25 protein-coding genes and 1 riboswitch are annotated in these 25463 nt (G+C 61.2%); of the genes, 7 read left to right on the top strand and 18 right to left on the bottom strand.

Annotated features, from left to right (window positions below; translation table 11 throughout):
* Positions 1-60: 60 nt before the first annotated feature.
* The 5 genes from D4A92_RS15115 to D4A92_RS15095 all read right to left on the bottom strand — a co-directional run bounded on the left by D4A92_RS15115 (position 61) and on the right by D4A92_RS15095 (position 4949).
* Positions 61-963: a dihydrodipicolinate synthase family protein gene (locus tag D4A92_RS15115; protein ID WP_076395740.1), complete on the bottom strand. Its 903-nt coding sequence runs from the start codon at positions 961-963 to the stop codon at positions 61-63.
* 94 nt (positions 964-1057) lie between these two features.
* Entirely contained in the window at positions 1058-1795 is a 738-nt protein-coding gene (locus tag D4A92_RS15110) for a GntR family transcriptional regulator (protein ID WP_203014930.1), read from the bottom strand.
* A 97-nt stretch (positions 1796-1892) separates the two neighbouring features.
* Complete coding sequence (locus D4A92_RS15105) at positions 1893-3302, bottom strand: UDP-glucose dehydrogenase family protein (RefSeq protein ID WP_203014928.1); 1410 nt, start codon at positions 3300-3302, stop codon at positions 1893-1895.
* 130 nt (positions 3303-3432) lie between these two features.
* A complete protein-coding gene (locus tag D4A92_RS15100) occupies positions 3433-4752 on the bottom strand; it encodes an MFS transporter (RefSeq protein WP_203014925.1) in 1320 nt (439 codons plus the stop codon).
* Positions 4753-4784: 32 nt separating this feature from the next.
* A complete protein-coding gene (locus D4A92_RS15095; protein ID WP_203014923.1) occupies positions 4785-4949 on the bottom strand; it encodes a DUF2256 domain-containing protein in 165 nt (54 codons plus the stop codon).
* Positions 4950-5086: 137 nt separating this feature from the next.
* On the opposite strand from D4A92_RS15095, the gene D4A92_RS15090 reads away from it, so the two are divergent.
* On the top strand, positions 5087-6073 hold the full coding sequence (locus tag D4A92_RS15090) for an aldo/keto reductase (RefSeq protein ID WP_203014920.1): 987 nt from the start codon (positions 5087-5089) through the stop codon (positions 6071-6073).
* A gap of 78 nt (positions 6074-6151) precedes the next feature.
* Here D4A92_RS15090 and D4A92_RS15085 read toward each other — a convergent pair whose 3' ends face one another.
* The 6 genes from D4A92_RS15085 to D4A92_RS15060 all read right to left on the bottom strand — a co-directional run bounded on the left by D4A92_RS15085 (position 6152) and on the right by D4A92_RS15060 (position 15338).
* The gene (locus D4A92_RS15085) at positions 6152-8350 is read right to left on the bottom strand and encodes an esterase-like activity of phytase family protein (protein WP_203014918.1); all 2199 of its coding nucleotides are present in this window, start codon (positions 8348-8350) and stop codon (positions 6152-6154) included.
* A 97-nt stretch (positions 8351-8447) separates the two neighbouring features.
* Positions 8448-9350, bottom strand: coding sequence for a DMT family transporter (locus tag D4A92_RS15080; RefSeq protein ID WP_203014915.1), 903 nt, complete (start codon positions 9348-9350; stop codon positions 8448-8450).
* 135 nt (positions 9351-9485) lie between these two features.
* Positions 9486-9639: riboswitch (FMN riboswitch) on the bottom strand.
* A 140-nt stretch (positions 9640-9779) separates the two neighbouring features.
* Positions 9780-10055: a DNA-binding protein HupB gene (gene hupB, locus D4A92_RS15075; RefSeq protein WP_006727558.1), complete on the bottom strand. Its 276-nt coding sequence runs from the start codon at positions 10053-10055 to the stop codon at positions 9780-9782.
* A 206-nt stretch (positions 10056-10261) separates the two neighbouring features.
* Positions 10262-12679 (bottom strand): endopeptidase La, encoded by a 2418-nt coding sequence (gene lon, locus D4A92_RS15070; RefSeq protein ID WP_203014912.1) that lies wholly within the window; start codon positions 12677-12679, stop codon positions 10262-10264.
* Positions 12680-13138: 459 nt separating this feature from the next.
* A complete protein-coding gene (gene clpX / locus D4A92_RS15065) occupies positions 13139-14416 on the bottom strand; it encodes an ATP-dependent Clp protease ATP-binding subunit ClpX (protein ID WP_203014909.1) in 1278 nt (425 codons plus the stop codon).
* Between the two features lie 286 nt (positions 14417-14702).
* Positions 14703-15338, bottom strand: coding sequence for an ATP-dependent Clp protease proteolytic subunit (locus D4A92_RS15060; protein WP_166602103.1), 636 nt, complete (start codon positions 15336-15338; stop codon positions 14703-14705).
* Positions 15339-15695: 357 nt separating this feature from the next.
* On the opposite strand from D4A92_RS15060, the gene D4A92_RS15055 reads away from it, so the two are divergent.
* Both D4A92_RS15055 and D4A92_RS15050 read left to right on the top strand, forming a co-directional pair.
* Positions 15696-16952, top strand: coding sequence for a GGDEF domain-containing protein (locus tag D4A92_RS15055; protein WP_203014906.1), 1257 nt, complete (start codon positions 15696-15698; stop codon positions 16950-16952).
* A 50-nt stretch (positions 16953-17002) separates the two neighbouring features.
* Entirely contained in the window at positions 17003-18247 is a 1245-nt protein-coding gene (locus tag D4A92_RS15050) for a cytochrome P450 (protein WP_203014904.1), read from the top strand.
* On the opposite strand, the gene D4A92_RS15045 is transcribed toward D4A92_RS15050, so the two are convergent.
* Positions 18237-19220, bottom strand: a complete 984-nt coding sequence (locus D4A92_RS15045) for a helix-turn-helix transcriptional regulator (RefSeq protein WP_203014901.1) — start codon at positions 19218-19220, stop codon at positions 18237-18239. The two genes, D4A92_RS15050 and D4A92_RS15045, sit on opposite strands and share 11 nt — an antisense overlap.
* A 118-nt stretch (positions 19221-19338) precedes the next feature.
* On the opposite strand from D4A92_RS15045, the gene D4A92_RS15040 reads away from it, so the two are divergent.
* Positions 19339-19995 (top strand): glutathione S-transferase family protein, encoded by a 657-nt coding sequence (locus D4A92_RS15040; protein WP_203014899.1) that lies wholly within the window; start codon positions 19339-19341, stop codon positions 19993-19995.
* A gap of 26 nt (positions 19996-20021) precedes the next feature.
* Here D4A92_RS15040 and D4A92_RS15035 read toward each other — a convergent pair whose 3' ends face one another.
* From D4A92_RS15035 to D4A92_RS15025, 3 genes are all read right to left on the bottom strand, one after another.
* On the bottom strand, positions 20022-20258 hold the full coding sequence (locus tag D4A92_RS15035) for a hypothetical protein (protein WP_203014897.1): 237 nt from the start codon (positions 20256-20258) through the stop codon (positions 20022-20024).
* Positions 20259-20360: 102 nt separating this feature from the next.
* Positions 20361-20705, bottom strand: a complete 345-nt coding sequence (locus tag D4A92_RS15030; RefSeq protein WP_203014894.1) for a cupin domain-containing protein — start codon at positions 20703-20705, stop codon at positions 20361-20363.
* Positions 20706-20759: 54 nt separating this feature from the next.
* The gene (locus D4A92_RS15025; RefSeq protein WP_203014890.1) at positions 20760-22046 is read right to left on the bottom strand and encodes an O-acetylhomoserine aminocarboxypropyltransferase; all 1287 of its coding nucleotides are present in this window, start codon (positions 22044-22046) and stop codon (positions 20760-20762) included.
* Between the two features lie 171 nt (positions 22047-22217).
* On the opposite strand from D4A92_RS15025, the gene D4A92_RS15020 reads away from it, so the two are divergent.
* Positions 22218-22649, top strand: coding sequence for a DUF6455 family protein (locus tag D4A92_RS15020; RefSeq protein WP_203014887.1), 432 nt, complete (start codon positions 22218-22220; stop codon positions 22647-22649).
* Positions 22650-22653: 4 nt separating this feature from the next.
* Here D4A92_RS15020 and D4A92_RS15015 read toward each other — a convergent pair whose 3' ends face one another.
* Entirely contained in the window at positions 22654-23085 is a 432-nt protein-coding gene (locus tag D4A92_RS15015) for a CoA-binding protein (protein ID WP_203014884.1), read from the bottom strand.
* Between the two features lie 113 nt (positions 23086-23198).
* On the opposite strand from D4A92_RS15015, the gene D4A92_RS15010 reads away from it, so the two are divergent.
* Entirely contained in the window at positions 23199-23543 is a 345-nt protein-coding gene (locus D4A92_RS15010) for a hypothetical protein (protein WP_203014882.1), read from the top strand.
* A gap of 14 nt (positions 23544-23557) precedes the next feature.
* Here the strand turns inward: D4A92_RS15010 and D4A92_RS15005 are convergent, their stop codons facing one another.
* Together D4A92_RS15005 and D4A92_RS15000 are read right to left on the bottom strand one after the other, a co-directional pair.
* Complete coding sequence (locus D4A92_RS15005; protein ID WP_203014880.1) at positions 23558-24022, bottom strand: CoA-binding protein; 465 nt, start codon at positions 24020-24022, stop codon at positions 23558-23560.
* Positions 24023-24136: 114 nt separating this feature from the next.
* Complete coding sequence (locus D4A92_RS15000; protein ID WP_203014877.1) at positions 24137-24568, bottom strand: VOC family protein; 432 nt, start codon at positions 24566-24568, stop codon at positions 24137-24139.
* 429 nt (positions 24569-24997) lie between these two features.
* Here D4A92_RS15000 and rplM point away from each other — a divergent pair, with 429 nt between their 5' ends.
* Entirely contained in the window at positions 24998-25462 is a 465-nt protein-coding gene (rplM, locus tag D4A92_RS14995) for a 50S ribosomal protein L13 (RefSeq protein WP_076395700.1), read from the top strand.
* Position 25463: the final 1 nt, after the last annotated feature.

Raw genomic sequence — 25463 nt, 5'->3', positions numbered from 1 at the left:
GTCTGAAAAGCCCGCCGGATCGCTCCGACGGGCCTTAGCCACATCAATGCCTCTGCAACCTTACTTCCCGCCAACAGGCCTTGTCGCTGCAGCCTTCTCAACCATCGCCGTGACCTCGGCGCGGCGGGCGCCTTCCAGCGGCATGCGCGGCATGCGGACGCGTTCGGAACCGCGGCCCATGATCTGTTCGGCGAGCTTGATCGACTGGACGAGGTCGTGTTCGGCGTCGAGATGCAGAAGCGGCATGAACCAGCGGTAGATGCGGCGGGCTTCCATCCAGTCGCCACGGTCGGCGGCAGCGACCAGGGCCACCGATTCGGCCGGGAAGGCACTGGTGAGGCCGGAGACCCAGCCCTTGGCGCCGAGCATCAGGCCTTCGAGCGCCACGTCGTCGAGGCCGGCGAAGATGTCGTAGCGGTCACCGAAGGCGTTGATCAGGTCGGTGAAGCGGCGCGGATCGGGCGCGCTTTCCTTGACGGCCTTGATGTTCTTCACGCCGTCGAGCGCTTCCAGCACTTCCGCGCCGATGTTGACGCGGTAGGCCGGCGGGTTGTTGTAGAGCATGATCGGCAGGCCGGTCGCTTCGGCAACGGTCTTGAAATGGGCGACAAGTTCATGCGGCTTCGGCACATAGACCATGGCCGGCAAGAGCATCAGGCCGTCGGCGCCGATCTTTTCCGCATCGCGGGCATAGGCGGAGGCGCGGCGGGTGTCGAATTCCGACACGCCCGTCACGATCGGCACGCGACCGTTCACCACCTCGACGGCGGCCTTCAGGATGGTGCGCTTTTCTTCCGGATCGAGCGAGTTGTTCTCGCCGCAGGTGCCCATGACGATCAGGCCATTGACGCCGTCGTTGACGAGGGCGTCAAGCACGCGCTGGGTGGCGTCGATATCGACGGAGAGATCTTCATGGAATTGAGTCGTTGCGGCGGGGAAAACGCCGTGCCAGCCGGTGGTCATAGGATGCTCCTGTTGAAGTGGTGAAATCACAGTATACAGTTTGTCGACAAAATCAAGGCGCGTGTTTCAGAGTCCGCTGAAATGGGAGCGGGGGTCAGATGTCGGGAAGTTCGGCGGCAGCGGCGATGTTGCGGGCCACGTAATCCTGGATCTGGCGGACGATCTGGTCGGCATGGGCGACGGACAGCCGATCGGCCTCCTCGACATCGCCTGCGCGGATCGCCTCGATGATCTTCTCGTGCTCCTCGACATAGCGACGCGGCAAGCGATCATCGAAGGTCTGATAATAGAGCCGGAGAATGCGCCGCCCCTCGTCGAGGAGCCGGGCGAAGAAGGTGGTGTAATAGGGATTGCCGGCGCGCTCGGCGATCGCGACGTGGAATTCCCTGTTAGCCTCGATCATGGCGAAGGCGTCCTGGGCCTCGACGGCACGGGAAAAGGCCTGCTGCTGCCTGACAATCTCGGCCATCCAGGCATCGCCGGAACGCTTTGCGGCGCCACGGGTCGTCACGCGGTACATCAGGCAGAGCGCTTCGAAATAGGTCGGCAGGCTGGAGAAATCGATGACTGCGACGATCGTGTTGCGGTTGGGAAGGCTGGTCACCAGGCCGTCCGAGGTCAGCCGCAGAAGCGCTTCGCGAATCGGGGTGCGGGACATGCCGAAATGTTCAGACAGGCGCGTCTCATCGAGCGGGCTGCCGGGTGCGCGCTCCATGGTCAGGATTTCGTGGCGCAGCGCCTTGTAGACCGATTCGGAGCCGGAGCCGCGGGTGCGTGCTCCCTCGCCCTTGCCATTGTCGGCATCCATGCCGCCCGTCTCGTTCACGCCCATGCATCGACCTGTATGCTGCCTCGGTTACAGGCCAGCACAGCGACGAACGGCGGGCAAAGTCAAGTCCGGCCGGAAAACCTCGAAGGTCGGTCAGAGGTCAGGCGAGCTGGCCCGTCGGTGTCTCGTCGCTCCAGAGCAGTGGGTTCCAGGCCAGTTCGGGCTGAAAGGCATGGAAAAGGGTGCGCGCCGGATAGGCCGAGCGGGGACGCTTGCCGAGCGGCACGAGCTGGAAGCCATGGCCGATCATCTCGTCTTCGTCGAAGACATTGCGCAGATCGACCACGACAGGCGATTTCATCAGATCTTTCAGACGCGGCAGATCCAGCGACTTGAACTGATCCCATTCGGTCACGAGAACGACGGCGTCCGCACCCTCTGCGACCTCGTAGGCGTTGCGCCGGTATTTGACCGCGCCAAGAACTGCCCTCGCCGCCTCCATCCCTGCGGGGTCGTAGACATGCACATTCGCACCGCCATCGAGCAGGGTTCTGATGATGGCGATCGAGGGCGCCTCGCGCATGTCGTCGGTGTTGGGCTTGAAGGTCAGGCCGAGGACACCGATTCGCTTGCCACGCACGCTGCCGTCACAGGCGGCAATCACCCGGCGGCCCATGGCCCGCTTACGGTTTTCGTTGATCGCGACCGTTGTCTCGATCAGCTTCAAGGGCCGGTCGTAATCCTGGGCCGTCTTCACCAGCGCCAGTGTGTCCTTCGGGAAGCAGGATCCGCCGAAGCCAGGACCGGCCTGGAGGAACTTGTCGCCGATGCGGCGATCCATGCCCATGCCCTTGGCGACCTTCTGCACGTCGGCGCCGAGCTCCTCGCATAGATCGGCCATTTCGTTGATGAAGGTGATCTTCATCGCGAGAAAGGCGTTGGAGGCGTATTTGATCAGTTCGGCTGTACGGCGCTCGCAGAAATAGAGCGGCATCTCCTTGAGATCGAGGGCCTCATAGATGTCGCGCATGAGCTCGGTGGAGCGTTCGTCATCCGAGCCCACCACGATCCTATCAGGGCGGCGGAAATCGGAAATGGCCGCACCTTCCCGCAGGAATTCGGGATTGGAGACGACAGCGATGTCCTTTTGCGGGAATTCTTCCCGGAAGATGCGTTCGATCTCGTCACCCGTGCCGACGGGCACGGTGGACTTGGTGACCACAACGGTGAAACCGGTGGCAGCGGCAGCAATCTCGCGGGCGGCGGCGTAGACATGGCTGAGGTCGGCGTGACCATCGACGAGACGCGACGGCGTGCCGACCGCGATGAAGACGGCATCGGCTGCAGCCACCGGTCCCACGAGATCGCCGGAGAAGCTCAGGCGACCGGCGGCACAATTGTCGGCGATGATGATCTCCAGACCGGGCTCGTAGATCGGCACCCTGCCCGCCTGCAGTGCCTCGATCTTGTCGCGGCTCTTGTCGACGCAGACCACGTCATGACCCAGCGCCGCGAGGCAAGCCCCGGAGACAAGCCCCACATATCCCGAACCGATCATCACAATGCGCATCCGTGACCCTTCCCGAAGAGAATCGCGCTTGAACTTCACGCCGTCACATTTGACCGAAAGACACGACGACTGGATGACAGCCGGTCGCATGGCCGCAGTGACGGGTGCTCGGGTGGCGAATCGCTCTGTTTCAAGCGCCGAGGCTTGCGCGCAATTTCCGATGGGCCGCCTCGTCGAGGGAGAAGTTCCACATGAGCGCGATGGCTGCGAGCTTGGGAAGGATCGGCAAGAAGGCGTAGAGGGCGGAAAGCGCCGTAAGCGCCTCCGGGGACTGGCTGGCCGTCTGGCTGCCGATGAAGCCGGCGAGATCGAGGAGCGGAAAGACAACGCCGGCGGAGAGTGCCACTGCAAGCTTTGTCGTGAAGCTCCAGGCGGCGAAGTAGAGGCCGGAGCGCTGCTCACCGGATGAAACCGTGTCGTTGTCGATCACATCGGCCTGGATCGCGGGCGGAAGGGTGAGATCGAAGCCGAGCAGCAGGCCGGTGACGACACAGACGACGGTGAAGGCGAGCACATCGCCCTCCCGCAGAAAGCCGGCCACCGAGAAGACGGCACAGGCGAGCATCATCGCGTAGCACCAGGCGCGATGCTTGCCGAGGCGCTTGGCGGTGGCAACCGCCAGCGGAACGCCGGCGATGGCGCAGAGGAAATAGGTGAAGAGCAGCGGCCCCTGCATGGCGGGCGCATCGAGACGCTGGCCGACGAAATAGATGAAGAGCGAGGCGGGGATCGCATTCGCGAAGCTGTTCAAGAGGAAGGCGCTGACCAGTCGCAGGAAGGGACCGTTGGCGCGCAGATGGCGGAAGCCTTCCCGCAGAGAGAGCTTGCGTTGCGAGAGATCGACCGGTTCCGGCACCACGGCCACCGCCAGCAAGCCCGCGAGCGGTAGCGCGATGGCAATGAAGACGGCAACCCAGGCAAGGCCGTGAAAGCCGGCTGCCGTGTCCAAGCCGCCGACGAATGGCAGGGTGATCGCGATCAGCGAGCCGATCAGGGTGGCGCCCTCGCGCCAGGCCGACAGCTTGACCCGCGCCTGATAACCGGTCGCGAGCTCCGCACCCCAGGCGGTGTAGGGCAAGAGCGACCAGGTGGCGCCGATCGAGAGCGCCACGCCCCAGAAGGCGAGATAGCCGACACCGGCATCTGCCGGCGGCCAGAAGAGCATGAAGGCGGCCAGTGCCGTCAGCGGCGTGGAGACAACGAAGAAGAAGCGGCGGCGGCCATAGCGGGAGCGGACACGGTCGGACAGCCAGCCGAACAGGGGATCGGTGATCGCATCGACCAGCCGGATGGCAAGCAGCAGCGTGCCGATGGTCGCGAGCGACAGGGCGAAGTGATCGGCGTAGAAGGTCGGCACCACGATGTAGAAGGGCAGCGCAATGGCGGCCATCGGTATTGCGGGAAGCGCGTAGAAAGCAAGGCGCTTCGACGACGGGGCCTGGTCTGTCATGGGGATCCGATCACTGAACTCTCTGGAAAGGTCTACGGCTTGTCGGCGGCAACGGTTTTGCCTGTCCGACGGCAGCGCTCCGAACAGTAGATGACATCGTCCCAGTCCCGCTCCCACTTTTTGCGCCAAGCAAAGGGCTTGCGGCAGACGGGACAGGTCTTCTGGGGCAGATCGCCCTTGCGGATCATCTTCGGCATTGGTGTCTCTCGCTTCCTGCGATGCAATTCGGATCCGGGGCCGAAGCGGATCACTTCAAGACATCCGAGCGGTTGAAGCTTGCCACCCCCTGCCCCACTTGCTAGCTCGAAACCGCAATCACGGGAGAGACATCACGATGCGAGAACATAAATTCGGCCGGACGGAATTCACCGTCAGCGATATCGGCTTTGGCGCCTGGCAGATCGGCGGATCCTGGGGAGAAGTATCGGAGGCCGACGGCCGTGCAGCGCTCAATGCCGCCCTCGATGCCGGCATGACCTTCATCGATACGGCAGACGTCTATGGCGACGGTCGCTCGGAAAAGATCATTGCCGAGGTGCTCAAGGCGCGCGGCGGCGCGCGGCCGATGGTGGCATCCAAGGCCGGTCGGAGGCTCAACCCGCATGTGGCGGATGGTTACACCAAGGCGAATATCGAGGCCTTCATCGACCGTTCCTTGAAGAACCTAGACATCGACAGCCTCGACCTCGTGCAGCTGCACTGCCCGCCGACCGATGTCTACTACCGTCAGGAGATGTTCGAGGGGCTGGAAGAGATCCGCAAGGCTGGGAAGATCAAGCATTACGGCGTGTCGGTCGAAAAGGTCGAGGAAGCGCTGAAGGCGATCGAATATCCGGGAGTCGTCTCGGTGCAGATCATCTTCAACATGTTCCGCCAGCGCCCGGCCGCCCTCTTCTTCCAGGAAGCCAAGCGCCGCAACGTGGCCGTCATCGCGCGCGTCCCGCTGGCAAGCGGTCTGCTTTCGGGCAAGATCACGGCGGCCACGCAGTTTGCCGCCGAAGACCATCGCAACTTCAACCGCAATGGCGAAGCCTTCGATGTGGGCGAGACCTTTGCGGGCGTGCCGTTCGAGACGGGCCTTGCAGCCGTCGAGGAAGTTCGCAAGCTGGTGCCGGCGGGTGCTTCCATGGCGCAGTTCGCACTCCGCTGGATCCTCATGCACGAGGCCGTAACGGTCGTCATCCCCGGCGCGCGCAATGGCGAGCAGGCCAAGGCGAATGCTGCGGCGTCTGATCTTCCAGCCCTGTCTACCGATGTCATGGCGGCGTCCCGCGAGGTCTATGAGCGGCTGATCGCGCCACATGTGCACCATCGCTGGTAAGTGGCCGACATAGACAAGAAAAGAGGCCGGGTGAGCGATCACCCGGCCTCTTCTGTTTCAGCTGGCCCGATCCTTCGATCAGTTGGTGCCCTGAAGGTTCACTTCCCAGAACAGGGTCTCGCCAGAGGAGTCCTCCACGCCGTCGTTGTCGGTCACGGCGAAGGCCTTGCCGGCTGCGTCGAAGGCGAAGCCTTCGAGCTTGTCGACGACATAGCCATTGGTGGCGGCCTTCAGATCGGGGATGAAGTCGTGGACTTCTTCCTTGACGACAGTCGGAAGTTCTTCGCCGAGTTTGGCGGGCTTCAGGTCGGCGATGGCAACGCGGTAGAGCTTCTTGAGCTTTGCGTTGTCACCCACCTGGTTGTCGCGCTCGACGATGTAGACATGGTCGCCATGGGCAGTGATTTCGGAAAGACCGACCCAGCCGGCATCCGCCTTTTCGAGCGGATAACGAACGGCGCCCCATTCCTTGGACTTCGGGTTGTAGGAGAGGAGCTTGACCGAGCCCTTCTCGTCATCGCCCCATTCGCGCTGAACCGCCATCCAGAGCGTCATGTCGTCGCCGGTGCCCACGCTGGTGATGCCTTCGAGACCGAAGCGGGTCTGGCCGGCGAGGAGTTCGACCGGGAAGCCGACCTCAGCCTTGATCTCTCCCTTGGCATCGACATTGTAGAGGCCGTGCCCGACGAGCTTGGCCGGATCGCCTTCGGAGGCGACCCAAAAGCCGCCCTTGCCGTCGAGCGTAATGCCTTCGAGGTCGAGCTTCTGAGCTGCAGCACCACCACGGGTGATCGGCAGGGCCGTGGTGATGACGGCAGGCTTCTGCGTTGCGTCGATCGTGAAGATCGTCGGCTGCATGGCGTAGAAGCTGTCATTGACGGCATAAAGGGTGCCAGCCTTTTCGGCATCACCGACGAGACCGGAAAGCGCGCCCCAACCGATCGGAGCCCCATCGACCATGGCCGACTGGATCATCGGATAGGCCGGCGTGCCTTCAGCCAGTTCGTAGAGCATGACATGCGAGCGGGGGCCGCCGTCTTCGCCCAGATCAACCTCGTTGGCGGTGGCCAGAAGGTTGCGTGAGGGAATGGCAACGGCGCCTTCCGGTGACACGCCAGACGGCAGAAGCTGCGTAAGTTCAGGCTCGGCACCGGTGTCCTTGTAGACGCCAACCACCGAGGCGCGCTCGGCGAGCACGAAGAAGTAGTTCTGGTCGCCAAAGGTCGCGGCTTCCAGGCCCTCCGGCTCGACGCCCTTGGAGCGGGCACGCTTGTCGGGAAAGTGACCGATCTGGGCGATCGCCATTTCGAGCGAGGCACCCGATTCGTAAGCGACCTTGCCAGTCTTGTCGAAAATGGTGAACCCGCGTGAACCGCCGTTCCAGTCGCCTTCATTGGCGATGACCAGCCTGTCGTCGTCGAGCCACTTCACGGCGTCGGGCTCGCGCGGAACGCCGTCCTTGGTGCCGGTGAACTTCAGCGCGCCATCCGACTTGGTGTCGATACCTGTCAGATCGACCGTACCGGCCGAGAAGTGGCTCTTCACTTCGCCGGTCTTGCCGTCGACGATGGCGATGTGGTTGTTTTCCTGCAACGTGACGGCGATCTCGCCGAGGCTGTTGATCGCAACGAATTCAGGCTCCGGATCTTCGGGCGCGATCTCTGCCAGGCCGGTCAGGGCCACGCGCTTGATCGAACCGCAATCCGCAACGCCGTCTGTGAGGGAGAAGATAACCAGATCACCGGCCGGCATCTGCGGCAAGGCGCCGTCGTTGACGTCTTCGTCACGCTCGTTCTCGATGGCGATTGCCACGAAGGATCCGTCCTTGGCAACAGCAACCGAATCCGGCTGACCGCTGATGTCGCAGGTCGCCTCGACGGTCTTGGTGGCGATGTCAACGACGGCGAGCTTGCCGGACGGGCTGGTGAAGCTCTCGGACGTGTTGACGCCGACGAGAACCTTGGCGCCGGCAACCGCAACCGATGTCGGCTCGCCGTCCATCATCAGGGCGCCTGCAGCCTTCGGCGCCTTGGCGTCGGTGATGTCAATGAAGCCGATGCCGCCCAACGGGCTGTCGGAATAGATCAGCGTATTGCCGTCTTCCGAAGCCGTGATGATCTCGGCCGAGGTGGTGGAAAGCTTGTCCTTGTCGGCCGGCAGGTTGGTGGCGACCGGGAAAGTGGCGATGCGATTGAAAACCTGTTCGGCCGTGGCCGGCAGGGCCACGGATGCAAAGAGCGCCGCCGTGAGGGCGACGCGGGAGAGACCATGGGTCATCGGGAAACCTCCAGTATCCTGAAATGGAACAAGAGGGTTCTGAGGCAGTCCGGTGACAGTCGGATGACAGTTTCCGAACTCTTCCCCATTCAAGCGATCAGGATGCCACTGTTGTCTCCTTGCCTGCCTCTCGCAGCATCAGGAAGAGCGATGCGCCGAGGATGAGAAGAGCGCCCAGCCAGAGATAGCCGCTCGGTGCGTAGCCGAAGACGAGCCAGCCGGCAAAAACATTGAGCGGCAGTTTCAGGTCGTCGAAGGGCTGAACATAGGCCGCGTCCGCCGCATTGTACGCAAGCGTCAGCAGATACTGGCCGATGGCTGTTAGAAGGCCTGCTGCGAGAAGCAGCCAGAGGGCCGAACCTTCAGGAATGGCAAAGCCGGATGCTGCAGCAAGGCCGAAGTTGATCGGCGTCAGCAGCACGAGGAGCCAAACGGTCACCGTCTCCGGCGCCTCGTAGTGCGTGAGGTTTTTCATGATCAGCGACGAACCGCCCCAGAGAAGCGCAGAGAGCACCGGCAACAGGGCGGCGAGCGTGAAACTGTCCGACCAGGGCTGCAGGATGATCATCGCGCCGACGAAGCCGGTGAGCGTTGCGAACCAGCGATCGCGGCCGACGGTCTCACCGAGGAAGAGGCGCGCGCCGATGATGATGAAGAAGGGCGAGGTCATGACCAGCGCAATCGCCTGCCATATCGGAACGGTGGCCAATCCGGTGACCCAGGCCTGGACCCCGAAGGCGGCGAGCAGGACGCGCAGGATGTGGCGGACCGGATAGGCGGTCTTCATCGCCTTCAATCCGAGCCGGAACAGCAGCGGAAGGGAGAGGACAAGAGCAAAGCCATATTGCCAGAAGGCCGTCGAAGCCGGCGGAAAGCCGAGCGTCATCGAGAGCCACTGGGTGACGACATTGAGAATGGCAAAGGCGACGCCAGCCAAAACCATAAAACCGGCACCGACAACGGCCCGGGAGCGCAGAACAGAAACCGAGCTCTGATTCATGTCATGTTTCCTTATCCAAAGGACCAACACAAATCAGGACAGATGAGGACGACGAAAAACCGCGCCCGGACGGGCACGGACCTGCGCAGCAATGCCCAACAGATCCGCGTGACGCGGATGCAGGGCGCAGCCTGACCTCATTCTCTTTCATCCGGACTTTAACCGTCGGCTCCGGAGTCACACCGGATCTGCTGACCCTGCCCTTCCCTTAGAGAAGACCAGGCGCTCGCGGGCTTGGAGTTTCCTCCTTACCGCCGGTGGGGAGTTTCACCCCGCCCTGAGAACGAATGCCGGACATCCGGCACAACAGAAATATGACAGGTTTTGCTGCAGCGCAAGATGGACAAAAAGAAAGCCCGGCACAGAGGCCGGGCTAACCAGGGTGTCAGCTGACCATCGGCACCGAAGGGTGGCGACGGTCACGACGGATCAGCTGTTGACAGCGTCCTTCAGGCCCTTGCCGGCCGTGAACTTCGGTACGTTGCGAGCCGGGATATCGACTTCAGCGCCGGTGGACGGGTTGCGGCCCTTGGAGGCTTCGCGACGGGCGACGGTGAAGGCGCCGAAGCCAGCGAGACGAATGTCGCCGCCGTTCTTCAGTTCAGCCTGGACCGTTTCAAAAACGGCATCGACGGCAGAGGCAGCGTCAGCCTTGGTGAGGCCAGCCTTCTCGGCGACCGCGGATACGAGTTCGTTCTTGTTCATGTTTCCACCCTTTCTGATTGGTATGAAACGACTCAAAAGATTAAGTCGGGCGGAGAATACGAAAGCTTCTGCCCTTCGCAACTCAAAAGCACCCGAAAGCCCCGGAAAACAAGCCTTTTGAGCGGCTGTTCACAAAAAAGGCTGGCACAAATGCCAGCCTTTTTGTCGGTTTTGGAGCTTTGTGGCTCACTTATGGCAGATTTGCCTCAGTGAGCGACCGTTGCACCGGTTTCGTCGGTCCCGTCGACCGTGCCGATGGCCGGGGTTTCAACGGTTGCGTCCCATTCAATCGGTTCAGGCACACGGACCAGAGCGTGACGGATAACCTCGCCCATACGGGACACAGGGATGATCTCCATGTTGTTCTTCACGTTGTCCGGAATGTCAGCCAGATCCTTGGCGTTCTCTTCCGGGATCAGCACCTTCTTGATGCCACCGCGAAGCGCTGCAAGCAGCTTTTCCTTCAGGCCGCCGATCGGCAATACGCGACCGCGAAGCGTCACTTCGCCAGTCATCGCGACATCCTTGGAAACCGGGATGCCGGTCATGATCGAGACGATGGCGGTTGCCATGGCGATACCGGCTGACGGACCGTCCTTCGGGGTTGCGCCTTCCGGAACGTGAACATGGATGTCCGACTTGTCGAAACGAGGCGGTTCGACGCCAAAATCGACGGCTCTGCTGCGGACGTATGATGCCGCTGCTGAAATCGATTCCTTCATCACTTCCTTCAGGTTGCCCGTCACCGTCATGCGGCCCTTGCCGGGCATCATGACGCCTTCGATGGTCAGCAGTTCGCCACCGACTTCCGTCCAGGCCAATCCCGTGACAACGCCGACCTGGTCCTCGCCCTCGGCTTCGCCATGGCGGAAGCGCGGGACGCCCAGATATTCGTTGATGTTCTCACCGGTCACGGCGACCGAGGTCACCTTGCCCTTGATGATTTCGGTCATGGCCTTGCGGGCAAGCTTCATCAGTTCGCGTTCGAAAGAGCGAACGCCAGCTTCGCGGGTGTATTGCTGGATGATCGCCAGGATCGCCGAGTCGGCAACGGAGAATTCTTCCGGCCGCAGGGCATGTTCCTTGATCGCCTTCGGCAGCAGGTGCCGCTTGGCGATCTCAAGCTTCTCATCCTCGGTGTAACCGGCAATACGGATGATCTCCATACGGTCCATCAAAGGACCCGGGATGTTCAGCGTGTTGGCGGTCGTCACGAACATGACGTTCGACAGGTCATATTCCACTTCGAGATAGTGGTCCATGAAGGTCGAGTTCTGTTCCGGATCCAGCACCTCGAGCAGGGCCGAAGACGGGTCGCCACGGAAGTCCATGCCCATCTTGTCGATCTCGTCGAGCAGGAAGAGCGGGTTGGACTTCTTGGCCTTCTTCATCGACTGCACGATCTTGCCGGGCATCGAGCCGATATAGGTGCGGCGGTGACCACGGATTTCGGCTTCGTCACGCACGCCACCAAGTGCCATGCGCACATATTCGCGGCCGGTCGCCTTGGCGATCGACTTGGCAAGCGAGGTCTTGCCGACGCCCGGAGGACCGACGAGGCAAAGGATCGGGCCCTTCAGCTTCGTCGCGCGTGCCTGGACGGCGAGATATTCGACGATGCGTTCCTTGACCTTGTCGAGGCCGAAATGATCCTCGTCGAGAACCTTCTCCGCCGCGTTCAGGTCGATCTTGACCTTGGACTTCTTGCCCCAGGGCAGACCGAGCAGCCAGTCGAGATAGTTGCGCACGACGGTGGCTTCTGCCGACATCGGGCTCATGTGGCGCAGCTTCTTCAGCTCCGCATCAGCCTTTTCCTTGGCTTCCTTGGAAAGCTTGGTCTTGGCGATGCGCTCTTCCAGTTCGGCCATCTCGTCACGGCCGTCTTCGCCGTCGCCGAGTTCCTTCTGGATCGCCTTCATCTGTTCGTTGAGGTAGTATTCGCGCTGGGTCTTCTCCATCTGGCGCTTGACGCGCGAGCGGATACGCTTCTCGACCTGAAGAACCGAGATCTCGCCTTCCATGAAGCCGAGCGCCTTTTCGAGACGCGTCTTCACGCTCACCGTTTCCAGCATCTCCTGCTTTTCGGTGATCTTGATGGAGAGATGCGAGGCGACCGTATCGGCGAGCTTCGAGTAATCCTCGATCTGGCTCGCGGCGCCGACGACCTCAGGCGAGATCTTCTTGTTCAGCTTGACGTAGTTTTCAAACTCGGAAACCACGGAGCGCGACAGAGCCTCGATCTCGACCGCATCTTCTGCCGGCTCGGCGAGGATGCTGGCTTTGGCTTCGTAATAATCTTCGCGGCCGTTATAGCTTTCGACCTTGGCGCGCGCACGACCTTCGATCAGCACCTTCACGGTGCCGTCGGGCAGCTTCAGGAGCTGGAGAACATTGGCGACGGTGCCAACCTCGTAGATCGCATCCGGCGCCGGATCATCGTCGCTTGCGTTAATCTGGGTGGCCAGCATGATCTGCTTGTCGGAGCCCATCACCTCTTCCAGAGCGCGAATGGACTTTTCACGACCGACGAACAGCGGAACGATCATGTGAGGAAACACCACGATGTCGCGCAGAGGCAGCACCGGATAGGTGTTCACCTCGTTTGCAGCTGACGTATTCGTCATTTCACTTCCTTTCAAACGTCCCGGGGAAACCGGGACTCCATGCCGACCCAAAAGAGGCATCAGGCATATTTTTCGATCCTCCAACAAGTGGAGTGGCGCTCCCGCCAATTCAAGCCTGCCGCCTTTGCCCGCGCCGAATCTGTGACATCAGCATGACAGAACCTGCCCGCCTTCACACTACATTGCGGACCTGATGCGAACCATGCGCGTCACTTCGTCGCCCGAGGGGCAGCCGGTCGTCGCATGGATGATCGGGGACGCGGATACGCGGTAACGGCGACGCAGAACTCAAGCGTTCACTCACCCCTGTTCTAGCCCAATCGATGGGCCTGACAACAGCGGAATACCGTAAATGGACAAGGGCTCCGGAGATAACCACAGGCAGCACCAAAAAAGATCGCCTGAAACGGAAAAGCCCGCCACAAGGGCGGGCTTTTCGCTGCATTCGATCCGAACCGATCAGGCGGAGGCGTTGGCCTTCTCTTCCTGGCGATCGGCATAGATGTAGAGCGGGCGGGAATTGCCGTTGACGACATCGTCGGAGATGACGACTTCGCGAACGCCTTCCAGTTCCGGCAGTTCGAACATCGTGTCGAGCAGGATCTTTTCCATGATCGAGCGAAGACCACGGGCGCCGGTCTTGCGGGTGATCGCTTTGCGGGCGATCTCGCGAAGAGCGTCCTCGTGGAACGTCAACTCCACGTCTTCCATCTCGAACAGGCGCTGGTACTGCTTGACGAGCGCGTTCTTCGGCTCCGACAGGATCTGGATCAGGGCGTCCTCATCGAGATCCTCGAGCGTTGCCAGAACCGGCAGACGACCGATGAATTCCGGGATGAGGCCGAACTTGACCAGGTCTTCCGGCTCCAGTTCGCGCAGGACTTCGCCGACGCGACGATCGTCTTCCGCCTTCACCGTTGCGCCAAAACCGATCGAGGTCTTTTCGCCACGGGCAGAAATGATCTTGTCGAGGCCGGCAAAGGCACCGCCGCAGATGAACAGGATGTTGGTCGTATCCACCTGCAGGAATTCCTGCTGGGGATGCTTGCGGCCACCCTGCGGAGGAACGGAGGCAACCGTGCCTTCCATGATCTTCAGAAGCGCCTGCTGGACGCCCTCGCCCGACACGTCGCGGGTGATCGAGGGGTTGTCCGACTTGCGGGAGATCTTGTCGACTTCGTCGATATAGACAATGCCGCGCTGGGCGCGCTCGACATTGTAATCCGCAGACTGAAGGAGCTTCAGGATGATGTTCTCGACGTCTTCACCGACATAACCGGCTTCGGTCAGGGTGGTGGCATCCGCCATGGTGAAGGGAACGTCGATGATGCGGGCGAGCGTCTGTGCAAGATAGGTCTTGCCGCAACCGGTCGGGCCGACGAGCATGATGTTCGACTTCGCCAATTCCACCTCGCCGCCCTTGGAGGCGTGCGAGAGGCGCTTGTAGTGGTTGTGCACGGCCACCGACAGGATCTTCTTCGCCTGCTTCTGGCCGATCACGTATTCGTCGAGGATCTTGATGATGTCCTGCGGCGTGGGAACGCCGTCGCGGGACTTGACCATCGAAGACTTGTTCTCTTCGCGGATGATGTCCATGCAGAGTTCGACGCATTCATCGCAGATGAACACCGTCGGTCCAGCAATCAGCTTGCGGACCTCGTGCTGGCTCTTGCCGCAGAAGGAACAATAAAGGGTATTCTTGGAGTCACCGCCGTTGCTTCCGCTGACTTTGCTCATGTCTTTATCCTTCCAGCACGCCGCGCCACCGCAGTCACGGCAGGGCGGTCACTCACACTGTCCGGCTTCCACCGCCGCCTTTGGTGGAAACCTCTTCCGATCCGGAGCTACTAGCCGATCCGACCGTGTCGGAGCGGCGGCAACGAAAACTCTCAGTCTCGGCAGACTATGTCACAAAGATTCAACATAGCCTTAATCCTACTATTAGCGCTTTTGCGCCGACTTTAAACCCCAGTTGCCATCACGTCTGCCGGCATCGACCCGATACCGGCATGCGCAACGAGGGTCAGGCCGACGGAGCCACGCCTTCCATTTCGGCGCGCGAGGTCAGGATGCGGTCGATCAGACCCCACTCCTTGGCTTCGCTCGATTCCATGAAGTGGTCGCGATCGAGCGTGTTTTCCACTTCGTCATAGGTACGGCCCGTATGCTTGACATAGACCTCGTTCAGGCGACGCTTCATCTTAATGATGTCACGAGCATGGCGCTCGATGTCCGAGGCCTGCCCCTGGAAGCCGCCGGAAGGCTGGTGAACCATGATCCGCGAGTTCGGCGTTGCAAATCGCATGCCCTTCTCACCGGCTGCGAGAAGCAGCGAGCCCATCGAAGCGGCCTGACCGATGCAAAGCGTTGACACGGCCGGACGGATGAACTGCATCGTGTCGTAGATCGCCATGCCGGAGGTGACGACACCGCCGGGCGAATTGATGTAGATGGCGATTTCCTTCTTCGGGTTCTCGGCTTCGAGGAAGAGAAGCTGGGCGCAGACGAGCGACGCCATGGTGTCTTCGACCGGCCCCGTCAAAAAGATGATCCGTTCCTTCAGCAGGCGGGAGAAGATGTCGTAGGAGCGCTCGCCACGATTGGTCTGTTCGACGACCATCGGCACCAGAGCGAGAGCGGTATCAACGGGATTTCTCATGTCGGTCCTTTTCAGCCTCTCCCCGGCACATGCCGTGGCGGGAATCACGTAATCTTTGTCAATCCCTACATAGAGTGTCCGCACCCCGACATTCAAGACACGAGGACGGGATATCCTTAATGGTCGTGGCATGCTCCGCGCTGGAGAAGCTGCGTTTCCGGGCCGCCGCAGCCCACCATGGAGGGACGGCGACGCATCGATGCACAAGAAACAGCTAACATGGTGAAATTTCGGTAAGTCTCGCAACCGGTCACGTCGGGACGACCCTCAGATCCTGCGGGTTTTCATAGTGACTGTTTAACCGGCTTGCGCCATTCTTGGGCGATAGTTTGCCGAATTCATTTCAGGAATTGTATCGTGATCGACGTGAAGACCGCGTTTTTGCTGTGGGTCATCCAGGCCAACACGCTTGCGATTCTGCTTCTGGCCATCTGGCTGCATGGCCGCGAGCAAAAACATTTCCTCTGGTTCGGCCTCGGGTTTCTGCTGCATGCAAGCGGGCTCGGCCTTGTCGGGCTGCGCGACCAGATCCCCGACGCCCTTTCGATCCAGGTTGCAAACGCCATCTCGCTTCTGGGCTTCAGCCTTTGGGCAAAGGGACTTGCATCGCTCGACCACCGTCCCACCCCTCGCCTGGTCTGGTTGCCGCCGCTGGTGTGGCTCGTCGGCATCCTCGTTCCGGTCATCCGTGACGAGTTCGCTTTGCGGGTCTCGCTCTATCACGTCGGCGCGTCGATCGGCTTTGCCATGCTTGCGATGATCGCGGCGCGGGCGCGCTTCAGCTCTGACCGCTACCGCATCTTCCTGATCGCCACCTGGGGCAGCCAGGCCTGCGCCGGATTGGCCTATGCCATTTTTGTTCTCTTCCAGCGCCCGGAGAGCTTTGCCGACAATATCTTCGGCGTGTGGATGGGCACCATTGCCGTGATCGGGTTCATCACCTCGGTCATCATTCTCGCCAAGATCACCATGGATCGCTCGCAGGAGCAGTTGCAGACGCTTGTCAGGACCGATCCGCTGACCGGGGCGCTCAACCGACGCGGTTTTGCCGAGGCCTATCAGGGATTGGTCGAGAGTTCGCCGCTCGACGCGCTCGGGGTGCTGATCTTCGACCTCGACCATTTCAAGCAGATCAACGACCGGCACGGGCATTCGATCGGCGACCGGGTCCTGCAGGAATTCGCCGATGTCTGCCGCTCGCTGCTGCCGCAACGGGCGGTCTTTGCCCGCACCGGCGGGGAGGAGTTCGCAGCCGTGCTGGCGATATCGGAGCCGAGGGATGCGGCTCTGTTCGCCGAGACAGTGCGCCTAGCGCTCGCGGACCGCACCATTTCAACTGCCGAGGAGATGATCTCGGTGACGACGAGTGTCGGCATCTCGGTCAGCCCGCGACACAAGGCCGATCTCGAACAGCTCCTGTCGGAAGCCGATCTCGCGCTCTACACGGCCAAGGCGCAAGGGAGAAACCGCACATCGCTGCGCTCAGGCAGCCATACCGTGACCGTGCCGCCAGCGCGCGACGATAACATACAGGTAGAGGTCGATCGGCAGGCCAGCCGACAGGTGGCCATTCTGAAACGCATCGCTGCCGTTGCCCACAAGCTGGACGACTGAGCGCACCCGCCTCCCCTTGCGTGCGGGAATGCAAAGGATAAACAGAACGCATGACACAGACATCCTTCCTTTCCATCGACCCCGCCACGCGCCGGGTCTCCCTCGACGCTCGCGACCCCGCCTTCTACAGCGATCCGAACAAGACCTATGCGGCCCTGCACGCCAGCTGTCCGACCTTCTACTGGGAGGAACAGAAACAGTGGTTCTTCACCGGCTATGATCATGTGAACGCGCTTCTGCGCGATCGGCGCTTCGGCCGGCAGATCCTGCATATCGCGACGCGTGAGGAACTCGGCATGCCGGAACCGGCCGAGCACACGCGCCACTTCGACAAGGCCGAAGAGCACTCGCTGCTCGAGATCGAACCGCCGGAACACACGCGGCTTCGCACGCTGGTCAATCGCGCCTTCGTTTCGCGCCACGTCGAGAAGATGACGCCCGAGATCGAAGAGCTCGCGAACCGGTTGATAGACGGCTTCGAGACGGATGGAAAGACAGAGCTTCTGTCGACCTTTGCTGACATTATCCCGGTCACCATGATCGCGCGGATGATCGGCATCCCGGAAGAGATGGGCCCGCAGCTCCTCAAATGGAGCCACGACTATGTCGGCATGTATATGTTCAAGCGGACCCGGGCCGACGAAGAGGCCGCGGATCGCTCGGCAAAGGAATTCGCGGACTATGTGCGGACGGTCATTGCCGAACGCCGCGCCAAGCCGCGCGACGATCTCCTGAGCCACATGATCCACACCGAGCACAAGGGCCAGTTCCTCACAGAGGACGAACTGATCTCAACGACCATCGTGCTGCTCAATGCAGGCCACGAGGCGACCGTGCATCAGATCGGCAATTCGGTTCGCGTGATACTCGACAGCGGCATCGACCCCTCAACGCTGTTTTCCGATGAGAAGACGACCGAACGGACCGTCGAGGAGACGCTCCGAATCTGCGCGCCGGTGCATATCTTCCAGCGCTGGTGCCTGGAGCCCTGCGAAATCGATGGCGTGTCCTTCAAGCGCGGCGACAAGGTGAGCCTCATTCTTGCGGCCGCCAATCTCGATCCGCAGAAGTTCCCGGAGCCGCTCGCCTTCAAGCCCTCGCGGGATGAAGGCGCCAACCTCTCCTTCGGCGCCGGCATTCATTTCTGCATCGGCGCGCCGCTCGCACGCCTGGAACTCAACATCGTGCTGCCGCTGCTCTTCAAGCGGCTGCCGGGGCTGAAGATCGCAGCGACGCCCACGGTCAAGGACGTCTATCACTTCCACGGACTGGAGCGGCTGGATCTCACCTGGTGAGGGCAGCCGGCTCGGCGTAGCGGGCCGCCAGGGTTTCAACGGCCCGCCGCATGGCGTGCTTCAGCTCCGGCGGGTCGATGACCTCGACCTCCGTTGTGAGCTTCAGCATTTCGGAGACGGCCATGCGCTCATGGGCAACCGGCAGGCGGACCGTCTGCCAGCCCTCCTCGTCGGGCTCTCCGATGAATTCGAGATTGGCGCGCACATAGGGCGGCGCCATGTGCTCGATTTCCTTCAGTCCCCAAGGCGAGAGCCGGATTGTTGCCCAGTTGGGGTAGAGCTCCAGTTCGAGACGCTGCGTGTTTTCGGTCCAGTAGGCGGCGAGGTCAAAATCTCTTGGCCAATCGAAACGCTCTTCAGTGACGATCAGGTCGAGGACTCGCGAGATCCTGTAGGTCCGGACGGTGCCGTCGACACGGGCGGCGAGATACCAGGCTCCGCCCTTCATGACGATACCGAGCGGTTCGGCAACCCGGTTCTTTTCCGCCTTCCAGGAGCGGTAGCGCATGCGAATGCGCTTGGAATTCCAGACAGCATCGGCGATCGCCTGCAAATAGACGGGCTGTTCACCCTCCGCGAGCCAGGCCGGCGCATCAAGGTGGAACTTCTGCTGCATGCGCCGAGCGCTTTCGCGCAGATCTTCCGGTAGCGCGGCTGTCAGCTTCTTTTGGGCGCCAGCCATCAGCGAACCGAGGCCTAGATCGGCGGCGGCACCGGGAATGCCGGACAGGAACATGGCCTCTGCCTCCGCTGGCGTCAGGCCATTCAGCCGCACGCGATAGCCATCCAGCAGCCGATAGCCGCCGTCAGAGCCCCGCTCGCTGTAGACGGGGATGCCGGACAGCGAGAGCGCGTCGATATCCCGGTAAATGGTGCGGACGGATACGGCATTTTCCGCGGCCAATGCCTCGGCGGTCACCAATCCCTTCGCCTGAAGGGTGGTCAGGATGTTGATCAGCCGGCTTGCTCGCATGGGGAAATCCTCGCTCCGGCGATTATCCTAAACCAACCTGACACAATCTGACAGGTATGGTGGCGCAGTCTCCTGCCATCGCCTCTCGGCGCAGTTCATTTCAAAAGGGAGACTTTCGATGACCAGAGACCTGCCAATCACCCTCTTCTACTCGCCGCAGACCCGCGCCACCGGTGCGCGTGTGCTGCTGGAAGAACTGAAGGTGCCCTACGAATTGCATGTGCTCAACATGAAAGCGGGCGAGCAGCGCCAGCCGGCCTACCTCGCCATCAATCCGCTCGGCAAGGTGCCAGCGGTGCGCGTCGGCGACACGCTCGTGACCGAACAGGGCGCGATTTATCTCTATCTTGCCGATCTCTTCCCCGAAACGGGTCTCGCCCCTGCTCTCACGGATCCGGATCGCGGCGCCTATCTTCGCTGGCTCTTCATCTATGGCAGTTGCTTCGAACCGGCGGTCGTCGATCGCTTCATGAAGCGCGAGCCGGGCTCGATGAACGAGACGCCCTATGCGAGCTATGAGTCTCTGATCGACATGCTGGAGGACACGCTGAAAACAGGACCTTACCTGCTCGGTGAGCGCTTTACCGCGGCCGATCTTTTGTGGGGTATCGCACTGAACTGGACGACGATGTTCGGCCTCGTCGAAGCCCGCTCCGCCTTTAAGGCCTACATGGAACGGCTCAACAGCCGAGCGAGCATCCAGAAGGTATCCGCCGAGGATGTGGCCATGGCCGCAGAACACGAGGCCGCCGCGGCCCATCTGAAAGCGGGCTGATCACCTACTAGTCCGCCTGCAGTCGTTCAGATCCAACTCCGGCTATCCGGAGCGCCGCAGCCATAGGGCGGGACACTGTTCGGAAAAGACTGCTGCAGCCGATCGCATCCCCATTTGCGCAGAACGTGCGGAAGACGGCTGTTGATCTCGATTCCGACTTCGTCATAGGGGCTGCTGGTGTTGCTGACATAGGCATACCAGCGGCCACCGACGATAACAAAAAGCCCGACAATGACGATGAGGGCGACGCGAAATATTTTCATTCAGGTGACCTAGCGCTGCGAAATGATGGCAGCCTCCTAGCGCGACCATCGATCGACCGTCAGTGACCTGCCGCACATCAGACGCCAGGAACTGCCATCCCCCTAGAGCCTGATCACGTAATCCTTGCGAGTCGTTTCAAGGACTTCCCAGGTTCCCTTGAAGCCGGGTCTGAGGATCAGGCGGTCGCCAGCCTTCAGCTGGATCGGTTCGCCGCCATCCTCGGTGACGACAGAGTGGCCTTCGAGAATGTGGAAATACTCCCACTCATCGTAGGAGATCCGCCACTTGCCCGGCGTCGATTGCCAGATGCCGGCATAGATGCCGCCGTCTGCTTCCTCGATATTCCAGGTGGTGAAGCGCGGGTCACCGGAAATAAGCCGATCGGCGGCGGGAGCGCCCTCTTCGGGCGTAACGGTCGAAGGATCGAATCGCAGGGACAGGCTCATGAAGCTCTCCAGGTAAAAAAGCGGCGGTGTTTCACACCGCCGCTCAACGACAGATCAGGCCGAGGCCAGCGCCTGTTCGAGATCGGCGATGATGTCGTCGGCGTCCTCGATGCCAATGGACAGGCGCACGACATCAGGGCCAGCGCCGGCGGCAATCTGCTGCGCTTCCGAGAGCTGCGCATGGGTCGTCGACGCCGGATGGATGATCAGCGAGCGGGTGTCGCCAATGTTCGCCAGGTGCGAGAAGAGCTTCAAACCACCGACCAGCGCCTTGCCGGCTTCAAGCCCGCCCTTGATGCCGAAGGTAAAGACCGACCCGGCGCCCTTCGGCGAGTAACGTTTCTGGAGCGCATTGTTCGGATCGTCAGGCAGGCCGGCATAGTTGACCCAGGCGACCTTTGGGTGGCTCTTCAGCCAGGTGGCAACCTTCATGGCGTTGTCGCAGTGGCGCTGCATGCGCAGCGGCAGGGTTTCGATGCCGGTCAGCAGCAGGAACGCGTTCATAGGCGCAATCGCTGGCCCGAGGTCACGCAGGCCGAGGACGCGGCAAGCGATGGCGAAGGCGAAGTTGCCGAAGGCCTGGTGCAGGACAACGCCGTTGTATTCGGGGCGCGGCTCCGACAGCATCGGATACTTGCCCGGCTTGGCCGACCAGTCGAAGGTGCCGCCATCGACGATGACGCCGCCCATGGAATTGCCGTGACCGCCCAAGAACTTGGTGACGGAATGGACGATGATGTCGGCGCCGTGTTCGAGTGGACGGATCAGGTAGGGGCTCGCCATGGTGTTGTCGACGATCAGCGGCAGGCCGTGGCGATGGGCGACTTCGGCAATGGCTGCGATATCGACGAAGGTGCCGCCGGGATTTGCGAGGCTCTCGATGTAGACGGCCTTGGTCTTGTCATCGATCTGCGCTGCGAAGCTCTCCGGATCGGCAGGATCGGCCCAGCGGACCTGCCAGCCGAAATTCTTGAAGGCATGGCCGAACTGGTTGATTGAGCCGCCATAAAGCTTCTTCGCCGCGACGAAGTTGTCACCTGGCTGCATCAGCGAGTGGAAAATGAGGAGCTGGGCAGCGTGACCGGAGGCAACTGCAAGCGCTGCCGTGCCGCCTTCGAGGGCTGCGATCCGCTCTTCCAGAACACCCTGGGTGGGGTTCATGATGCGGGTGTAGATATTGCCGAACTCCTTGAGAGCAAAGAGATTTGCGGCATGATCGCCATCGTTGAAGACGTAGGCCGTGGTCTGGTAGATCGGCGTGATGCGCGCGCCGGTGGTTGGGTCCGGCTGGGCACCGGCATGGATGGCGAGCGTTGCGAAACCCGGATTCTTCTCCGACATTGTCTGGTCCTCCCTTGATGACGTCGGGCCGGATCATAATCAGTCGCCGACCGATGTCAGCCCCGGATTATTCCAAAGAAAGCCCCCGCTTGAGGAAATTCCTGCTTGATCGAGGTCAATGCGGCCAAGTGCCATGCTGGCATGCTGCTTTCCAGTCGAAGGAGAGCCCCCATGACACTGACGATCGCCGATCCGGTCCGCCATACCGTGCAGCACATCCTCTCCTGGTTTGCCCAGGGGTTCGAACATGCCACCGAGAGCGACATGCTCGCCGGTCTTTCCGATGCCGAAGTCGAGGCGCTTGCCGATGATTGTGGCATCAGCGCCCATCAGCTGCTGGCGCTCGTGAAGGCCGGCCCGCATGCCGCCGACGAGATGCCGGCCATGATGCGGGCACTGAACATTGATCCGGCCGAGGTCGAGTACCGCATGCGCCGCGTCTTCCGCGACATGCAGATCACCTGTGCCCAATGTTCGTCGAAGGACACCTGCCGCAACCATCTGCAGCAGGGCAAGGCCGAGCGAACATTCGTTGAATACTGCGGCAATGCCGATACGCTGAATGCGTTGCGAGCCAATCCCGACCTGCTGATCGAGGCCTAAGCCTTCAAAGCCCGAGCCGCGGGATCTCGATCGCCGGGCAACGATCCATCACCACCCGGATGCCGGCCGCTTCGGCCGGCTTCACCGCTTCATCGTCGCGCACCGTCAGCTGACCCCAGATGACTTTGGGACGGTTCGGCAAAGCGAGCGACTCTGCGACGACCTCGCCAAGGTATTCTGGTGCCCTGAAGACATCGACCATGTCGATCGGTTCTGGGATGTCCGCCATGGTCGCGTAGACGGTCTGGCCGAGGATCTCCTTGCCGGCTTGGCCCGGATTGACCGGATAGACCGTATAGCCCTTCGACAGAAGGAAACGCATGACGCCGAAACTCGGACGATCCGGCTTTGGCGACGCGCCGAGCAACGCGATCGTTCGGACGCTTCCTAGGATGTCCCGCAGGTCATCCGCGCTGTAGTGATCGTGATCGGCCATCTCAGTCTCCTCATCTCGCCAGATCAGGATTAAATGGTGTGGCGGCCGTCGAGAACAAGGCGGAACCGCCCTGCCCGGCCACACGTTGATCTGCCGTCTGAAGGAGGACCGCCATGCGCCCGACACAGCTTGCCATCACCACCATCGCAGCCCTGCTGCTTGCCCAGCCGGCGCTTGCAATCTCGCGCTACAATTCCACCACGCTGACCTGCGACCAGGTGCGCCAGCGGGTCCTGAACGAGGGCGCGGTCATTTTGCGCTACCCGTCGACGCGGGTGCAGGGCATGACGCTTTACGACCGCTATGTCACCCGGAACGCCATGTGCGATCCGCATGAATATGCAGAGCGTGCCTATGTACCGACGCGCGACACGGCGCGCTGCCCGGTTCTGAACTGCCAGGACTACGATCCGGAAACGCGTCGTTTCGGCTTTGGAAAACCGATCATCCGCTTCTGAATCGCCTGAGCATATCAGGCTGCATGACCTTGCGCCGAGCCCGGATGCAGCCGCTCATAGACAAGCGGGTATTCGGAGACCAGCGCGCGGTTCATGACCATGCTGATGCCTGCTTCCTCTGCCTTTTCGGCCGCTGCATCATCCCGAATGCCGAGCTGACACCAGATCGCCAAGGGCCGGGGCGACATTGCCAGGACCTCGTCAACGATGCCCGCTAGGCATTCCGTGCGGCGGAAGACATCGACGAGATGAACCGGTTCCGAGATCTCCGCCAGCGATCCGTAGACCTGCTGCCCGAGGATGCGCTCGCCGCGATGCAGCGGATTGACGGGGAAGACGTGATAGCCCTTGCCAAGCAGAAAGCCGGAGATCCAGTGACTGGGGCGCTTGTCATCCGGCGAGGCGCCGACGACGGCCACGTTCTTGGCCGTCGCGAGGATATCGGCGAGATAGCTGTTGAGGTAGGTGTCATGGTTCATGGACGTTCCTCCCGGCCCGCAAAGGCCTTTGGTTTACCCGTCCATCTTGTCCCGATAACAGCTTAGCTCGGACAGCTTAACGAGCGGGTACCGATATCGGTCAAATGCCGGAGATCATTCCGGCAAAACGACATGTCCATGTTCGTCCTGCGGAAAGAAGGGATTGAAGGCGATCTCCCACAAATGACCATCGGGATCGGCCACGTAGCCGGAATACCCACCCCAGAAGACTTTCTCCGGCGGTTTGACCAGCCTTGCCCCGCAGGACACGGCAAACTTCACGACGGCATCGACGCCGATCTCGCTCGAGACATTGTAGGCGAGCGTGACGCCGGAAAAGCCCGGGGGCGTGTCTTCGACATGCGCATCTTCCGCCAGGCTGGCACGCGAAAACAGCCCGAGGGCCGTGCCCTTCAGCTGGATGAACGTCACCTGGTCATTGGATGCGGAGGATTTTGTCCAACCCAGCCTCGCATAGAATTCGGTGCTGCGAGCGACGTCGGCAACGCCGAGCGTGATGAGCGAAATTCGGCGTTCGAGCGACATGGCTTTCTCCGTTGACGACCTCCGCCGTTACGTTCGGTTTATGTTTTCATTATGTTCATGCGAATATTAGCAAAATCATGGGTTGCGCTGGACAATTATGACGTCTGTTCCATTTGCTTGCTTCGCTGGAATGCGAAATTCCGTCCTTTCCGGTTGATTGACGCGGTCATGGAGTCTCATGCCGAGAGCGATCGACATGCGGTAAAATAACACCACACACTCAAGGCATTGTTTTAACTTCTGTTTCTCCGCGCCCTTCCAGCTGCCGTGATCTTGACCTCCAACAGCAGTCCCTCTATACCCTTCCTCGGAATGCGGCCCTTCGGGACCGCTTTCTTTTTTGCGTCGAAAACGGCGCGAAACAAGCAACAAGAAACGCCTGTCGCTCCCCCAGTTGGGAAACACAGGATCACACTGAAAGAGACCTCAATGTCTACCTTCGTTCAGAAGCCTGCAGAGGTGGAGAAGAAGTGGATCCTCATCGACGCCGAAGGGCTCGTTGTCGGCCGCCTCGCCACCATTATCGCCATGCACCTGCGTGGCAAGCACAAGGCCACCTACACCCCGCACGTTGACGACGGCGACAACGTCATCGTCATCAATGCCGAGAAGGTCGTCTTCACCGGCAAGAAGTATGCCGACAAGAAGTACTACTGGCACACCGGTTATCCGGGCGGCATCAAGGAGCGTACGGCTCGCCAGATCATCGAAGGCCGCTTCCCGGAGCGCGTTCTCGAGAAGGCCGTCGAGCGCATGATCCCGCGTGGCCCGCTCGGTCGTCGCCAGATGAAGAACCTGCGCGTCTATCCTGGCACGAACCACCCGCATGAAGCTCAGCAGCCCGTCGCTCTCGACGTTGCTTCGCTGAATAGCAAGAACACAAGGAGCGCCTAAG

This window comes from Rhizobium rosettiformans, assembly GCF_016806065.1.
In the GTDB taxonomy this organism is placed as follows: domain Bacteria; phylum Pseudomonadota; class Alphaproteobacteria; order Rhizobiales; family Rhizobiaceae; genus Allorhizobium.
This window is presented reverse-complemented; position numbering and strand designations above follow the sequence as displayed.

Bases quoted from the DNA above. Each gene is read 5' to 3' on its own strand.
- D4A92_RS15115 (WP_076395740.1), bottom strand. From the start codon at position 963: ATGACCACCGGCTGGCACGGCGTTTTCCCCGCCGCAACGACTCAATTC.
- D4A92_RS15110 (WP_203014930.1), bottom strand. From the start codon at position 1,795: ATGGGCGTGAACGAGACGGGCGGCATGGATGCCGACAATGGCAAGGGC.
- D4A92_RS15105 (WP_203014928.1), bottom strand. From the start codon at position 3,302: ATGCGCATTGTGATGATCGGTTCGGGATATGTGGGGCTTGTCTCCGGG.
- D4A92_RS15100 (WP_203014925.1), bottom strand. From the start codon at position 4,752: ATGACAGACCAGGCCCCGTCGTCGAAGCGCCTTGCTTTCTACGCGCTT.
- D4A92_RS15095 (WP_203014923.1), bottom strand. From the start codon at position 4,949: ATGCCGAAGATGATCCGCAAGGGCGATCTGCCCCAGAAGACCTGTCCC.
- D4A92_RS15090 (WP_203014920.1), top strand. From the start codon at position 5,087: ATGCGAGAACATAAATTCGGCCGGACGGAATTCACCGTCAGCGATATC.
- D4A92_RS15085 (WP_203014918.1), bottom strand. From the start codon at position 8,350: ATGACCCATGGTCTCTCCCGCGTCGCCCTCACGGCGGCGCTCTTTGCA.
- D4A92_RS15080 (WP_203014915.1), bottom strand. From the start codon at position 9,350: ATGAATCAGAGCTCGGTTTCTGTTCTGCGCTCCCGGGCCGTTGTCGGT.
- hupB (WP_006727558.1), bottom strand. From the start codon at position 10,055: ATGAACAAGAACGAACTCGTATCCGCGGTCGCCGAGAAGGCTGGCCTC.
- lon (WP_203014912.1), bottom strand. From the start codon at position 12,679: ATGACGAATACGTCAGCTGCAAACGAGGTGAACACCTATCCGGTGCTG.
- clpX (WP_203014909.1), bottom strand. From the start codon at position 14,416: ATGAGCAAAGTCAGCGGAAGCAACGGCGGTGACTCCAAGAATACCCTT.
- D4A92_RS15060 (WP_166602103.1), bottom strand. From the start codon at position 15,338: ATGAGAAATCCCGTTGATACCGCTCTCGCTCTGGTGCCGATGGTCGTC.
- D4A92_RS15050 (WP_203014904.1), top strand. From the start codon at position 17,003: ATGACACAGACATCCTTCCTTTCCATCGACCCCGCCACGCGCCGGGTC.
- D4A92_RS15045 (WP_203014901.1), bottom strand. From the start codon at position 19,220: ATGCGAGCAAGCCGGCTGATCAACATCCTGACCACCCTTCAGGCGAAG.
- D4A92_RS15040 (WP_203014899.1), top strand. From the start codon at position 19,339: ATGACCAGAGACCTGCCAATCACCCTCTTCTACTCGCCGCAGACCCGC.
- D4A92_RS15035 (WP_203014897.1), bottom strand. From the start codon at position 20,258: ATGAAAATATTTCGCGTCGCCCTCATCGTCATTGTCGGGCTTTTTGTT.
- D4A92_RS15030 (WP_203014894.1), bottom strand. From the start codon at position 20,705: ATGAGCCTGTCCCTGCGATTCGATCCTTCGACCGTTACGCCCGAAGAG.
- D4A92_RS15025 (WP_203014890.1), bottom strand. From the start codon at position 22,046: ATGTCGGAGAAGAATCCGGGTTTCGCAACGCTCGCCATCCATGCCGGT.
- D4A92_RS15020 (WP_203014887.1), top strand. From the start codon at position 22,218: ATGACACTGACGATCGCCGATCCGGTCCGCCATACCGTGCAGCACATC.
- D4A92_RS15015 (WP_203014884.1), bottom strand. From the start codon at position 23,085: ATGGCCGATCACGATCACTACAGCGCGGATGACCTGCGGGACATCCTA.
- D4A92_RS15010 (WP_203014882.1), top strand. From the start codon at position 23,199: ATGCGCCCGACACAGCTTGCCATCACCACCATCGCAGCCCTGCTGCTT.
- D4A92_RS15005 (WP_203014880.1), bottom strand. From the start codon at position 24,022: ATGAACCATGACACCTACCTCAACAGCTATCTCGCCGATATCCTCGCG.
- D4A92_RS15000 (WP_203014877.1), bottom strand. From the start codon at position 24,568: ATGTCGCTCGAACGCCGAATTTCGCTCATCACGCTCGGCGTTGCCGAC.
- rplM (WP_076395700.1), top strand. From the start codon at position 24,998: ATGTCTACCTTCGTTCAGAAGCCTGCAGAGGTGGAGAAGAAGTGGATC.